The sequence below is a fragment of the Kribbella sp. CWNU-51 genome (assembly GCF_054073265.1).
Map to the genome: position 1 here is coordinate 1 of NZ_JBSXMZ010000005.1, position 12576 is coordinate 12576.

The 12576-nt window shown below is 69.3% G+C and carries 11 protein-coding genes; 5 read left to right on the plus strand and 6 right to left on the minus strand.

What is annotated here, in order from left to right:
* Window positions 1-119: 119 nt before the first annotated feature.
* The 5 genes from ACXC9Q_RS07645 to ACXC9Q_RS07665 form a co-directional block, all read right to left on the minus strand.
* Complete coding sequence (locus tag ACXC9Q_RS07645; RefSeq protein WP_457055774.1) at window positions 120-323, minus strand: hypothetical protein; 204 nt, start codon at window positions 321-323, stop codon at window positions 120-122.
* A gap of 115 nt (window positions 324-438) precedes the next feature.
* Complete coding sequence (locus ACXC9Q_RS07650) at window positions 439-885, minus strand: hypothetical protein (RefSeq protein WP_457055775.1); 447 nt, start codon at window positions 883-885, stop codon at window positions 439-441.
* Window positions 886-1567: 682 nt separating this feature from the next.
* Window positions 1568-2398: a poly(3-hydroxyalkanoate) depolymerase gene (phaZ, locus tag ACXC9Q_RS07655; RefSeq protein ID WP_457055776.1), complete on the minus strand. Its 831-nt coding sequence runs from the start codon at window positions 2396-2398 to the stop codon at window positions 1568-1570.
* Entirely contained in the window at window positions 2395-4086 is a 1692-nt protein-coding gene (locus ACXC9Q_RS07660) for a PHA/PHB synthase family protein (protein ID WP_457055777.1), read from the minus strand. The genes phaZ and ACXC9Q_RS07660 overlap by 4 nt, the downstream gene beginning before the upstream one ends.
* Window positions 4087-4419: 333 nt before the next feature.
* Window positions 4420-5082: a TetR/AcrR family transcriptional regulator gene (locus tag ACXC9Q_RS07665; protein WP_457055778.1), complete on the minus strand. Its 663-nt coding sequence runs from the start codon at window positions 5080-5082 to the stop codon at window positions 4420-4422.
* A 143-nt stretch (window positions 5083-5225) separates the two neighbouring features.
* Between ACXC9Q_RS07665 and ACXC9Q_RS07670 the strand changes: the two genes are divergently transcribed.
* The 5 genes from ACXC9Q_RS07670 to mhpA are packed head-to-tail and all read left to right on the plus strand — an operon-like array spanning window position 5226 to window position 11056.
* A complete protein-coding gene (locus ACXC9Q_RS07670) occupies window positions 5226-6359 on the plus strand; it encodes a VOC family protein (protein ID WP_457055779.1) in 1134 nt (377 codons plus the stop codon).
* Entirely contained in the window at window positions 6356-7294 is a 939-nt protein-coding gene (locus ACXC9Q_RS07675) for a fumarylacetoacetate hydrolase family protein (RefSeq protein ID WP_457055780.1), read from the plus strand. The genes ACXC9Q_RS07670 and ACXC9Q_RS07675 overlap by 4 nt, the downstream gene beginning before the upstream one ends.
* Window positions 7294-9174, plus strand: a complete 1881-nt coding sequence (locus ACXC9Q_RS07680) for an acyl-CoA synthetase (protein WP_457055781.1) — start codon at window positions 7294-7296, stop codon at window positions 9172-9174. Before ACXC9Q_RS07675 ends, ACXC9Q_RS07680 begins: the two co-directional genes overlap by 1 nt.
* Window positions 9171-9524 carry a DoxX family protein gene (locus tag ACXC9Q_RS07685; protein ID WP_457055782.1) on the plus strand — a complete coding sequence of 118 codons (354 nt, stop codon included), beginning with the start codon at window positions 9171-9173 and terminating at the stop codon, window positions 9522-9524. The genes ACXC9Q_RS07680 and ACXC9Q_RS07685 overlap by 4 nt, the downstream gene beginning before the upstream one ends.
* On the plus strand, window positions 9521-11056 hold the full coding sequence (gene mhpA, locus ACXC9Q_RS07690) for a bifunctional 3-(3-hydroxy-phenyl)propionate/3-hydroxycinnamic acid hydroxylase MhpA (protein WP_457055783.1): 1536 nt from the start codon (window positions 9521-9523) through the stop codon (window positions 11054-11056). Before ACXC9Q_RS07685 ends, mhpA begins: the two co-directional genes overlap by 4 nt.
* A 531-nt stretch (window positions 11057-11587) precedes the next feature.
* Here the strand turns inward: mhpA and ACXC9Q_RS07695 are convergent.
* Window positions 11588-12529, minus strand: a complete 942-nt coding sequence (locus ACXC9Q_RS07695; protein ID WP_457055784.1) for a magnesium and cobalt transport protein CorA — start codon at window positions 12527-12529, stop codon at window positions 11588-11590.
* Window positions 12530-12576 lie beyond the last annotated feature (47 nt).

A 12576-nucleotide genomic window follows, 5' to 3' on the forward strand; every position in this document is an offset into this window, starting at 1 on the left:
ACTGAAGCCGACGTGCGCGGCCCGGGCCTGCATCGCCGGAACGGCTCGGATCTTGCTTGCGCCCAGCGCCGCAAAGGCGACAGCGATGAGCGCGGCCAAGGAAACAAGGAGTGGGGTAGTCATGGCTGGATCTCCGGCTTCCGGGGATTGGTGAATGCGTCGACAACAGCCTTGCCTGCTGCTTGGTCGACCGCGTCCCGGTCCAGATCCGGCTTCTCGAACTCCAGCCAGGCGAGGTCGTGCACCTTGACCGCCGACGGGTCCTGGGCGCCGGCCCGCATCGTGTCGGGCACCGGGTCGGGGGTCTTCAGGTCATTAGTCATTGCAAACTTCCTTTGGGTGATGCCGCCCGGGCAGGTCGTCAACCATTCCTGCCCGGCGCGGCGCGAGGGCTGTAAGGAGGACTGGGGCTTCGTGGCCACCGGTCCGATTGGGGGATTACGAGTTGTCTGCGGCTTTGGCGAGCTTGTCGGCGTAGGCGCGGGCGTGGATGGAATCGAGGATGACCAGCTGCGCGTTGTCGACCGCCCAGTCGGCGAAGTCGAGGGCTTCGGCCGCGTCAGCTTCTGCCCAGTCGGCGTCGTCGGCGGCGACCTTGGCGTCCATGTGGCGGGTCCGCTTGTCCATGTTTGCCTTGACGTCGCTCATCTTGGCCGCGGCGTCGGCCTGTACCTGCGCCCACTTCGCCCGAGCGCTGTCGGCGGCCTGCGAGGTCTCCTGCCGTGCGTTCTGGGCTGACTGGTCCAGGTTGGACTGGGCCTGGTCGATCCGCTCCTTGAGTTGTGCTTCGGACTCGGTCGCGGCCGTCTGCACCGCCGACTTGGCTGTCGCAACCCGCTTCTGCAGATCATCCAGTCGCGTGGAGAAGTTCGTGTGCTGCGTCATGAGCTACCACCTTCGTTAGATTCGGGCCCAATGAGAGCCTCTTGTAATGTTTCTGCAGTCCTGACGATATCGTCAGTAGTGCAATCCGGTCAAGCTGCCATGGCGAAGACATGACGAAATCCTCAGTTAGCTGGTCGTCCGCGATCGGCACTCTGGTCGAGCGGACCATCCGTTCGTGCTGCTGTTGCCTGCTGGCTGCATGGACGGCTACAACCGCGGCGGACCAACCGTCGCCCGTGTCCTCGGTCCCCGAGCCATGGACCGCCGGTGAATTGGTCGTCGCCTCACTCGGGGAGATCGTGCATGCCCGCTCCGGCGACAAGGGCGGCGACGCGAATCTCGGCTTGTGGGTATGCGATTGTGAGGCTCAAGTCGACCCTCACTATCGACGAGCTCCGCCGGGCTTCTCCCGGAAACGCGTGAGTTGGCGATCTCGCGCTACGAACTGCCTAATCTGGGTGCGGTGAACGTCGTCATCCGGGGACTCCTCGGGGCCGGCGCCACCTCGGCTTGCGGATGGACGCGCAGGCAAGGCGCTCGGTGAATGACTGCGCTCACGCAGCACCGAGGTGTCGCGTCCGTTGGTGAAGACGTAGCTCGATGCGCTTACGTCGACGGCCAGGAGGTGTTGCGATCCTGTGTTCGCCGAGCGAACGGACCTCGGGAGAGCGGGCAGCGAGCCTCAGCGGCTCGATGAGACGCCATCGGCTCTCTGGGAGGTAAGGAACTGCGAGACGAGCGGGCCGAGCTCGTCGGCGGCGGTGAGCAGCCCGAGGTGGCCGTCGTCGAAGACGTGCAGCGTGGCGTGGGGTAGCAACGTCCGCATGATCCGCGCGTTCACCAGCGGGATCAACGGGTCGTCGTTCCCGGCGAGGACGAGGGTGGGCTGCCGGATGAGCGGCAGAGCGGGGAGGCTCGACCAGCCGATCCCGGCGAGGAGCTGGAGGGAGTATCCGGTCCTGGACCCGAGGCGCTCCTCCTGATACACCACGTGCCTGACCTCGTCGGGCCGCCGGCGCATCCGGCCGCCGTACAGCACCGGTGCGATGGCCTTGGCGTACGCCGGGTCGCGGTAGCGCCTCGGGGTGAGCATCTTGCTGAGCACGCTGAGGCGGGCCGGGACCATCAGCATGCCGGTCCCGGTGCTGACCAGCACCAGCCGTCGGCAGCGACGCGGGTACTGGAGCGCCAGCTGTTGGGCCAGGCCGCCGCCCCAGGAGATGCCGAGGACGTCGAACCGGTCGTAGCCGAGCCGGTCGACCAGCGTCGCGACGAGCCATGCCAGCATCGCGAAGTTGTACGGCACCTTCGGCATCGGGGAACCACCCACGCCCGGTACGTCGAACCGGACGACCTCGATCCGCGGGTCGACGGCGTCGACGAACGGCTGGAGCAGGTCGAGGCTGGCCCCGATGCCGTTGCAGAGCACCAGCGGCGGCCCGGGCGCCGTGCCCGGCCGGACCGTAACCCGGATGTCGTGGCCGAGGGCACGGACCCGGAGGAACCTGGTCACTTGTCGAAGACGTAGGTGCCGGGCGCCTCCGCGAGCACGCCTAGGCGGTGCGAGCCGAGCGCTTTGGGCGCCGGACGCTGCGCGCCGCAGCGTTCGTCGAGCCACCGACCGAGGTCGGTCCACCAGGTGTCGTGGTGGACGTCGGAGCCCTCGAGCCAGACTTTGGCGTCGGACGTCAGGTCGTCGTTGGTGTGGAAGGACGCCTTGGGGTTGCCCGGCGGATTGACCAGGGCAGCGATGTGACCACTGGTGGACAGCACGAATCGGGTCGTGCCGCCGAAGAGCTGGGCGCTGCGGTAACAGTTCTCCCACGGGGTGATGTGGTCGGCGATGCCGGCCACCACGTAGGTGTCAACCGTGATCGCGCCGAGGTCGATCGGCACGCCGAGGACGGTGAGGGCCCCGGGCCGGGTCAGCGAGTTCTCCATCGCCAGGTCGATGAAGTCGGCGTGCAGTGCGGCGGTCATCCGGGTGGTGTCGGAGTTCCAGAACAGGATGTCGAACGCCGGCGGTCGCTTGCCGAGCAGGTAGTTGTTGACCCAGTAGTTCCACACCAGGTCGCCGGGCCGGAGCCACGCGAACACCTCGGCCAGCGCCCGGCCGTCGAGGTATCCCTTGCGCGCCGACTTCGCCTTTGCCAGACCCCCCAGCCCCTCGTCGACGAGGGCCGACACCGTCCCGGCATCGTGGTTGTCGATGACCGTCACCGCCAGGCAGAGCCCGGCCAGCCGGTCCTGCCGGCCGATACCGGCGAGGTAGGCCGCTGCCATGCTCGCGAGGATGCCGCCGGAGCACACTCCACCGAGCACCGTCTGCGCGCTGCCCGTCAACTCCTCAACGGCGTCGAGGGCGTCCAGGACGGCACGAACATAGGTGTCGAAGTTCCAGGAGGCGTGCCGCGAGTCCGGGTTACGCCAGGAGACGACGAACATCTGCCTGCCCTGCCGGACGCCGAACTCCACGAGGCTGCGCTCCGGGGCGAGGTCGAGCGCGTAGAACTTGTTGATGGTGGGCGGGATCACCAGCGCCGGCACCTCGGAGACCTCGTCGGTCTGCGGCGCGTACTGGATCAGCTCCAGCACCTCGTTGCGAAAGACGACCCCGCCTGGCGTCGCGGCGATGTTGTCGCCCAGGAGGAAGCCGCTGCCGTCGACCATCTCCGGCACGCGGGGGGCCGAGGCCAGGTCGGTCACCAGCTGTTTGCCCCCGCGCACCAGGCTCAGCCCGGCGGTGTCTATGACTGCCTTGGCCGAGGCCGGGTTGACCAGTGGGACGTTGCTGGGAGCGGTCGCCTGGATGACGTTCTCGAGGAAGAACCGCACGCGCCTGCGATCGCGTGGGTCGAGGTCGGCGTCGATGACCAGCTGCTCGACGGTCTGTCCGCCGGCCAGGTAGAGCTGGACCAGCCGCTTCAGCAACGGGTTCTCGGTCCAGGCGACATCGGTGAACCGGCGGTCTCCGCGGTGCGTCGCCAGCGTCGAGGTGCCGGTGAGGATCCGCCCGGCCTCGGCACCCAGCCCGCCCAGCCGCCGCGCGGTGATGGCCGGCTTGCGCGCGAGAGAGACCGCCCACTTCGCCGTCGACATGTCGGGGACGAAGCGGCGCACCGGGCCGAGGGCGGCGTCGACCAAAAGCACGTCGAGGGGAGCAGCGCTCTCGGCGAGCCTGGAGGTGGTGGCGGTGTTCATCGAAGGATCTCCTCGTGGTCACAGGTGGCGACGTTTGCAGGTCGTGGTGCCCGGTTAGGCAGCCAATTGACTGAAGGATACCTCGAAAGTGACGATTTCGTCAGCATGGGGTCGTTCGGCGTAGCGGGAGAGGTGCTGGCGACGTCGCGGGAGACAGGCAGGCACGCGGCCAGGCCGAGGAGGCGCGCAGCAGCCAGGCGCCGCCCGAGCCGACGCCACCGCGGAAGGCCTGGCGCACCGAGGGTCCGGAGGGGACCCGGGCGCGCCGCGGTGGCGGCTGCCCGGCGTGCGCTGGTAGCTGGTCGACCCCGGGCCGCGGGGCGACGCGAAGCGTCAGGCCGCCGAGCCGTCGCCTCGAACGGCGCCGATCTCCGGCAGCGGCAGCGAGCAGATCCGCTGCGCCTGCCGCCGCGGTACGCCGAACATGCGCAGCAGGTCCGCGGTCAACCGGTCGGTGGTCTCCTCGACGTCGCGGTCGGGCTGGTCGTGCAGCAGTTGGCCGAGGGCGATCAGGGCGCCGGCAGCCATCGTGACCGCGACGTCGAGGTCCTCGACGTCGAAGCGGCCGGCTTCCACGGCGGCCGCGATGTCGCGCCGGGCGCGCGGTGCCAGGCCGTTGTCGGCGCTGAGCAGCCGGAGCACGTTGTTGAGGAGGACCCGGCTGAGCTCCGGCTCCCGGCGTTGGAGCCGTCCGGTGAGCCGGAAACTACAGGCGAACACCTCCGCGGGGTCCTCGATGTCGGCGGTCAGGTCGTCGAGTAGCTGACCGTAGCCGTCCATCACCGCCTCGACCGCTGCCTCGAACAGCTGCTCCTTGGTCTCGAAGTGGTTGTAGAAGGAGCCCATCCCGACGTCAGCGGCCTGGGTGATCTCCAGGATCGGCACGTGCGTCCTGCCCTCGGCGATGAGCGTCTGCGCAGCCCGGATCAGAGCCGCTCGGGTCCGGGCCTTGCGACGGTCCAGCCGGTTGGCCTGCTGCGTCGGTGCGTTGCTCATGATCTCCTCGGCGTCTCCATCGGCGGGTGGCGTGCACCCATCCTAGCGTGGTGCTGTCAGAAATGACGATTTCCTCAGATGCTCTTGACTGAACATATGCTCGTGAGTGACGATATCGTCAGTAACTCACCGAGGAGCAGCAGATGACCAGTCACCGCGGGACACACAACGACCTGCACAGCGAGCAGGGCGCGCTACGCGCCGAGCATCCGGGGCGCGCGAGGAACCCCGTCATCAAGGTCCTCGACCTGGCCTGGCTCCAGTTCGTCAAGCCCGACCTGGTCGCCTCGGAGCGCTTCGCGCACGCGTTCGGGTTCACCACGGTGATCCGGACGGCGGACGAGCTGCTGTTGCGCGGGACCGACTCCGGCGATCCGTGTGTGGTCGTCCGGCGCGGACCCTGCTCGAGGTACCTCGGTGCGGCCTTCCGGGCGGCGGACTCCACCGATTTGGTGCGGCTCGCCGACGCCACCGGGACGACGGTCGAGAAGCTGCCGGAGCACCTGGGCGGGTTCACTGTGGACCTGAGCGACCCGAGTGGGGTCATGGTCCGGGTTGTCGCCGGCACCCACGAGCTCGCAACCCTGCCGCCCCAGCCGACGCAGGTGTTCAACTCCGGGCACGATGTGCGGCGCGCCAACGCTACGCAGCGCCCGCCGCGTGAGCCCGCGAAGGTCCAGCGGCTGGGCCACGTCGTGCTGCAGACCACCAAGTACGTCGAGACCCTGAACTGGTATCTGGAGCACCTCGGTCTCATCGTCAGCGACTTCAAGTACTACGAGGGGCAACGCGAACGCGGGCCAACCATGAGCTTCATCCGCTGCGACCGAGGCATGACTCCCACCGACCACCACACCCTGGCGATGATGCTCGGTCCCAGCAACCGGTACGTGCACTCGGCCTACCAGGTCGGAGACCTCGACGCGATGGCCGCCGGCGGAGAGTACCTCCGCGACCTCGGCTTCCACCGCTCCTGGGGGATCGGCAGGCACATCGAGGGTAGCCAGATCTTCGACTACTGGCGCGACCCGGACGGGCTCCTGGTCGAGCACTTCGCGGACGGCGACCTGTTCGACTCCAGCCTGGAGCCCGGCTGGTCACCGATGACGGTGTCCGGGCTGGCCCAGTGGGGACCGCCGGCCACCAAGGACTTCCTGGGTCTCACCCCAGGACGAGACGCGTTGCACGAGCTGGTGTCGATGGCTCGTTCGCTGCGTGACGACAACGAGTTCGACCTGACCCGCCTGCGCGGCCTCCTGAAAGTGACGAGTACATGAGCATCACGATCCTTCGCACGCCCGAAGCCTGGTGGGTGCACACTCCCGGCGGCGCCGCACGCATCGACACCGACGCCACGACCACCGGCGGCCTGCTCGCCGAGCGCGAGCAGATCGAGGCGGCCCGGGGCAGCAGGACAACCGTCGACCCGGCCACCCTCGAGCTGGTGTCCCCGGTGACGGCGCCCTGCCGGGTGGTGGCGCAGATGACGAACTTCGCCAGCCATGTGAAGGATTCAGGGCTCGACCCGGTCACCATCCCGCTGACGTTCTTCCGCAAAACGTCGGGCTCGCTCAGCGGCCCGTTCGACGACATCATCCGCCCCGAGCACGTGCGCTGCCTGGACTACGAGGTCGAGATCGGCCTGGTGATCGGCCGAGAGCTGCCGGTGGGCACGCAGGTCACGGCAGACAACTGGACCTCGTTCGTGGCCGGCCTGGTGGTGACCAACGATGTCTCGGCCCGGGACGTGCAGCTGCCCAAGACCCAATTCTTCGAATCCAAGTCGTACCCAACCTTCACGCCGGTCGGGCCATCGCTGGTCCTGCTCGACGACGACGAGCTCAAGCGGTTCGGCGACCTGCGCCTGCGCCTCTGGGTCAACGGCGAGCTGCGCCAGGACTCGGTCGTCGACGACGACATGGTCTACCCACCTTTCGAGGCCCTGCAGGCGCTGAGCCGGTTCCAGCGGCTGGACGCCGGTGACCTGCTCCTCACCGGAACCCCGAAGGGCACCGCCCTCAGCGCACCGCCGAAGCCGGTCGAGATCATCGCCGCGTTCCTGCCCCCGGCGCTGAAGTGGAAGATCTTCTTCCAGCGGCAGGCCCACAACCCCAAGTACCTCAAGCACGGCGACGTCGTCGAGGTGGCCATCGGCACCGACGACGGTGCGATCGACCTCGGTCGGCAGCGCACCGTCGTGAGGGCCGCCTGATGGGTGAGCTGCGCTGGCCGACGTACGACGGGCCCGGCGACGTCGCTGCGATCGAGGCCGTGCCGCTTGCCGACCGCGGGCTTCCGGGCACGACGTACGAGCTCCTCGTCCGGGCCGCCCGGTTGTGGCCGGATCGCGTCGCCCTGTCCGTGCTCCCGGACGGCGAACGGTGGGACCAGCCGACGGAGCGAACGTACGCCGAGCTGCTGGGCGACGTACATCGCTACGCCAACGTGCTCCACACCCTCGGGGTACGCCGGACCGACGGCGTCGCCCTCTTCGCCCCGAACTGCGACGAGCTCGTCACCGCAATCCTGGCCGCAGAGCTCGCCGGGATCGCGGCGCCGATCAACATCGGACTCTCCGGGGCGCACACCGCCGAACTCCTGCGCAGGTCGGGCGCCCGGATCCTCCTGGCGGCCGGTCCCGAACTCGCGCCCGAGGTGTGGAAGAGTGCCCGGAAGCTCGCCGTACAGGCCGGGCTGGAAGCCCTCCTCGCCCTCGGCCCGACGCGGACCGGCTCGGTCGAGGCGGAGCCGGATCCGCTAGGCGACGTGCGCGTCGGCAACCTGTCCGCCCTCGCGGCGGAGCAGCCACACGATGCCTTCGTGGGTGAGACACCCGCGGCCACCGACATCGCCGCTGTCTTCCACACCGGCGGCACGACCGGCACACCGAAGCTCGCCGCACACACCCACGCCAACGAGGTCAGCGACGCGTGGATGATCGCTGCCAACGGCCTGCTGCACGATGCGGTGGTGTTCGCGGCGCTGCCGCTGTTCCACGTCAACGCACTGCTCGTCACGGTTCTGGCCCCGCTGTTCCGAGGCCTCCAGGTCATCTGGGCCGGCCCCGAGGGCTACCGCGACCAAGCGCTCTACAGGCACTTCTGGAAGCTCGTCGAGCGCTACGGGGTGACGACGATGAGCGCCGTGCCCACCGTGTACTCCGTCCTCGCCGGGCGTCCTGTCGACGCGGATATCAGCAGCCTCCGCTTCGCTGTCGTCGGCGCTTCACCCCTGCCGCCAGCCGTCCGGGACGGCTTTGAGTCAGCAACCGGCATCCGTCTGGTCGAGGGCTACGGCCTCACCGAGGCCACCTGCGTCAGTGCACTGAGCTTTCCCGACCATCCGCGTCCCGGATCCGTCGGCCAGCGCCTGCCCTATCAGCAGGTGAAGGCCGTCCAGGTCACCGCCGACGGCGAGTGGGTCGACCTGCCGGCGGGTCGGGTCGGCGTGCTCGCCATCAGCGGGCCGACCGTTTTCCCCGGTTACGTCAGCGACCGTGGTCCTGACGGGCCTGTCCTGGACGGGCTGGGCAAGCTGCGCGACGGCTGGCTGGACACCGGGGACCTGGCCAGCGTCGACCCGGACGGCTTCATTCACCTCGCGGGCCGAGCCAAGGATCTGATCATCCGGGGCGGTCACAACATCGACCCGGCGGTCATCGAGAACGCGCTGCTGGCACACCCGGCGGTCACGGCCGCGCAGGCGGTGGGGCGTCCGGACGTGCACGCCGGCGAGGTGCCGGTCGCGTTCGTCACACTCGCCCCGGGCGCCGACGCGACCGCAGAGGAGCTGCGTACCTGGGCGTCCGACCACGTGCCCGAGCAGGCGGCGGCACCCAAGGCCGTCACCGTGCTCGACGCACTCCCCGTCACCCTCGTGGGCAAGCCGTTCAAGCCCGCCCTACGCGCCGAGGCCACCCGAGAGGCCATCGCCGACGCACTCCGCGACATGCCCTCGGTCACCGGCGTCCGAGGAGCGGTCGAGGACGGTGCGGTCGTCGCCGTCGTCGGCCTGGCCCCTGGTGCCGACGAGTCCTCGGTCAAGGAAGCACTCGACCGCTTCGCGATCACCTGGAGATTGGAACTGTCATGAACCCAGCATCGATTCTTGCGGGCCTCCTCATCGTGGCCTTCGCGGCCCTCGGGTCGGCCAAGCTCGCCGCCGTACCCGCCATGCGCGCAAAGGCCCAACACGTGGGCCTCAGCGTCTCGGCGTACCGCCGGATCGGCCTTCTCGAGGTCCTCGCCGTCGTCGGCCTGCTCGTCGGCGCGTTCGTGCCGGTGGTCGGTGCCCTGGCCGCCGCGGGACTCCTGATGCTCCTCGGTGGGGCAGTCGTTTCCCATCTGCGCAACGGCGACGGCCTGCGCGAGATCGCCCCGGCCGTCGTCCTCGGCCTGGTGACCTTGACCTTCCTCCTTCTCGTGGTCGGAGACCTCCGATGAACCGTTCCCAGCGGACCAGTGCCGACCCGATTCCTGTCGTCATCGTGGGGGCCGGCCCGGTCGGTGTCACCGCCGCCACCCTTCTCGGGCAGTACGGCGTCGACTGCCTCGTCCTGGACCGCTGGGACGGCGTCTACCCGCAGCCCCGGGCTGTGCACCTCGACGACGAGATCTACCGGGTCCTGGTGCGGCTCGGCGTCGGTGAGCAGTTCGCTGCCGTGTCCCGGCCGACTCGCGGGCTGCAGTTGATCGACCGGAATCACCGGGTGTTCGCGGTGTTCGACCGGGCCGGCGACCACGGCCGGCACGGGCACCCCAGGGCCAACATGTTCGACCAGCCCGAGCTCGAGCACCTGCTGCGCACCAACCTCAAGGACCAGACCACGGTCGGCCTGCGCGGGAACGTCGAGGTCACCGACGTCGCCCAGGACGGCCGGGACCGGGTCCGGGTGGACTTCACCGACGCGCTCACCGGCGAGCACGAGTCCGTTCTGGCAACCTATGTGCTGGGCTGCGACGGGGCCAACAGCGTGGTGCGGACGGCGATCGGCGCGACGATGGAGGACCTCGAGTTCGAGCAGCGCTGGCTCGTGATCGACGTGGCCAGCATGGTCGAGCTCGACCAGTGGGATGGCGTGCACCAGGTCTGCGACAACGAACGCGCGGCGACGTACATGCGCATCGGGGACACCCGCTACCGCTGGGAGTTCCGGCTCCTCGAGGGCGAGACCGCGGCTGACTTCGAGTCCATCGAAGCCCTGCGTCCTCTGATAGGTCCGTGGGTCGAGGGCATCCCGTGCGACCGGCTCGAGCTGGTGCGCGTGGCGGAGTACAACTTCCGGGCGCAGCTGGCCGACCGCTGGCGTGACCGCAACGTGTTCCTCCTCGGCGACGCCGCCCACCTGACGCCGCCGTTCATCGGGCAAGGGCTCTGCGCCGGTGTCCGCGACTCCATGAACCTCAGCTGGAAGATTGCAGGGGTCCTCTCCGGCGACCTGCCCGACTCGGTGCTCGACACCTACGAGACGGAGCGCAAACCGCATGCCCGGGCGCTCATCCAGCTCGCCAAGCTCATTGGTGTCTCCATGACTCAGGGCGGCAGGGCCGGTGACATGCTCCGCAGGGCCATCGCCCCGCGGCTCCACTGGATCCCCGGCCTGCGTGCCCGCCTCCTCGACAGCGAGACGCCGCCGCTACGCCGGTCCGCACTGGTGGAAGGACGCGGACTCCGCAAGTCCCTCAACGGACGGCTGTGCCCGAACGCGCTCCTGGCGGACGACATCCGGTACGACGACGTGACCCGTGCCGGGTTCGTGTGCGTGACCGGCGTACCGCTCTCACGGCAGCAGCGGGCGCTACTAGCCGGCCGCGGGACCGAGGTGCTCGAGGTGCAACCCGACTCGCCCCTGTACAACTGGCTCGCAGACGGCAACGCCGCAGCCGCGCTGGTGCGCCCGGACTTCACGGTACTGCGGGCCGGACGCGACGTCGCAGGGCTCTGCGCCGCAGCACCGAGGTTCCTGGTTACCTGAGGAAGGCGTCCGCCCGCAAGACGACGGCCGCGGTCCGGTCCGTCGTCGGCGGCGCACAACGGGTCAGTTCAGGCCGAGCCAGCCGGCGACGGTGATGACCCAGCACGGCGATGGCCAGGACGGCGACCACACCGACGCAGACGCTGGCGAGAGCCTTCAGGCGGGTCGGTTGGCGGCGACGCCAAGGACGCTGCGCCGGTTGGCCAGGACGAGGATGAACGTTTAGATGATCAGGGTGATTACGCCGTTCAGCAGCTGCATGTTGATCAGCAGTTGGATCAGGTTGCCGGGGCCTTTCGCCGGAGGGGGGCATCCGGCGCCTCGCGAAGCCCTTCAACGGGGTGCGTTCGCGGTCGCCGCGCTCCTTGCAACGTGCGAAGGAGGCCGACGGTGATCGAGTGCCCGTCGATCCGAGCGAGCCGTCGATTTGGTTGCACGTGTGCGCGGAGCAGCGGCCGTTGGTGTGGCGGCACGTCAAGTCGGACGTCTTCCTGCTGGGCGCCGCTTGAGCGGCTGGCCGGCGTCGGCCAGCTACAGCCAGCCGTAGTGCCGGAAGGCGCGGTACAGTCCCAGGCAGACGGCCACCATCACCACCAGCACCAGCGGGTAGCCGAAGCGCCACCCCAGCTCGGGCATGTGCCGGAAGTTCATTCCGTAGATGCCGGCGAGCAGGGTTGGGACGGCCCAGATCGCGGCCCAGGCCGAGATCCGGCGCATATCGGTGTTCTGCCGCACCGACACCTCGGCCAGGTAAGCCTGGAGCGCGTTGGCGAGCAGGTTGCCGAGCGCGTCGGCCCCATCGACCAGGTGCTGCAGGTGGGGGCGCTGCAGGCGGAAGTGCCGCCTGAACCGGTCGCCGGTGGGCGCTGGCAACTCGGTGGCCAGGCGGTCGAGCATCTCGACCAGCGGGGCGGCGGCCCGCCGGAACTCCAGCACCTGCCGGGCGAGGTGGTAGAGGCGCTCGGTCGGCCGGGACCGATCGGCGTTGAAGACGGCCTGCGTGGCCTCGTCGACCGCGTCGTTGAGGGCGCTGAGGACGGGGCCGTAGCGCTCCACGGCATGGTCGAGGACGCAGGTGAGCACCGCCGCCGGGCCGTCGCCGGCCAACTCGGCGTCGGCCCGGAGGTCCTGACTCGCCCGCTCCACGGCAGGCTCGTTGCGGTCGACGCTGACTACGAAGCCGTCGCCAAGCACCAGCTGGACCCTCGCGAGCCGTACGGCTTCCTCGGCGGCCACCCAACTGATCGTGTTGACCTCCGCGAATACCAGCTGGTCGGAAACCTCCAGGGCCGGCCGATTGGCCGACGTGTCCGGGTCGTCGATCAGCGACCCCGGCAGCGCGAACTCGTGCTGGACCGACGCCAACTCCTCCGGGCTGGGGTCGCGCAGGCTGACCCGGACGAACGTGTCGCCGGCCGGCGCGGCACCCTCGGCGCCGCGCCCGTCGTGATACGTGGTTCGCGCGGTGGCCATCACGCTCCCGCCACTCCGTCCAACAGCTGCCTCGCAGCCGTCCGCTT

Bases quoted from the DNA above. Each gene is read 5' to 3' on its own strand.
- ACXC9Q_RS07680 (WP_457055781.1), top strand. From the start codon at position 7,294: ATGGGTGAGCTGCGCTGGCCGACGTACGACGGGCCCGGCGACGTCGCT.
- ACXC9Q_RS07660 (WP_457055777.1), bottom strand. From the start codon at position 4,086: ATGAACACCGCCACCACCTCCAGGCTCGCCGAGAGCGCTGCTCCCCTC.
- ACXC9Q_RS07695 (WP_457055784.1), bottom strand. From the start codon at position 12,529: ATGGCCACCGCGCGAACCACGTATCACGACGGGCGCGGCGCCGAGGGT.
- ACXC9Q_RS07665 (WP_457055778.1), bottom strand. From the start codon at position 5,082: ATGAGCAACGCACCGACGCAGCAGGCCAACCGGCTGGACCGTCGCAAG.
- ACXC9Q_RS07645 (WP_457055774.1), bottom strand. From the start codon at position 323: ATGACTAATGACCTGAAGACCCCCGACCCGGTGCCCGACACGATGCGG.
- mhpA (WP_457055783.1), top strand. From the start codon at position 9,521: ATGAACCGTTCCCAGCGGACCAGTGCCGACCCGATTCCTGTCGTCATC.
- ACXC9Q_RS07670 (WP_457055779.1), top strand. From the start codon at position 5,226: ATGACCAGTCACCGCGGGACACACAACGACCTGCACAGCGAGCAGGGC.
- ACXC9Q_RS07685 (WP_457055782.1), top strand. From the start codon at position 9,171: ATGAACCCAGCATCGATTCTTGCGGGCCTCCTCATCGTGGCCTTCGCG.
- ACXC9Q_RS07675 (WP_457055780.1), top strand. From the start codon at position 6,356: ATGAGCATCACGATCCTTCGCACGCCCGAAGCCTGGTGGGTGCACACT.
- ACXC9Q_RS07650 (WP_457055775.1), bottom strand. From the start codon at position 885: ATGACGCAGCACACGAACTTCTCCACGCGACTGGATGATCTGCAGAAG.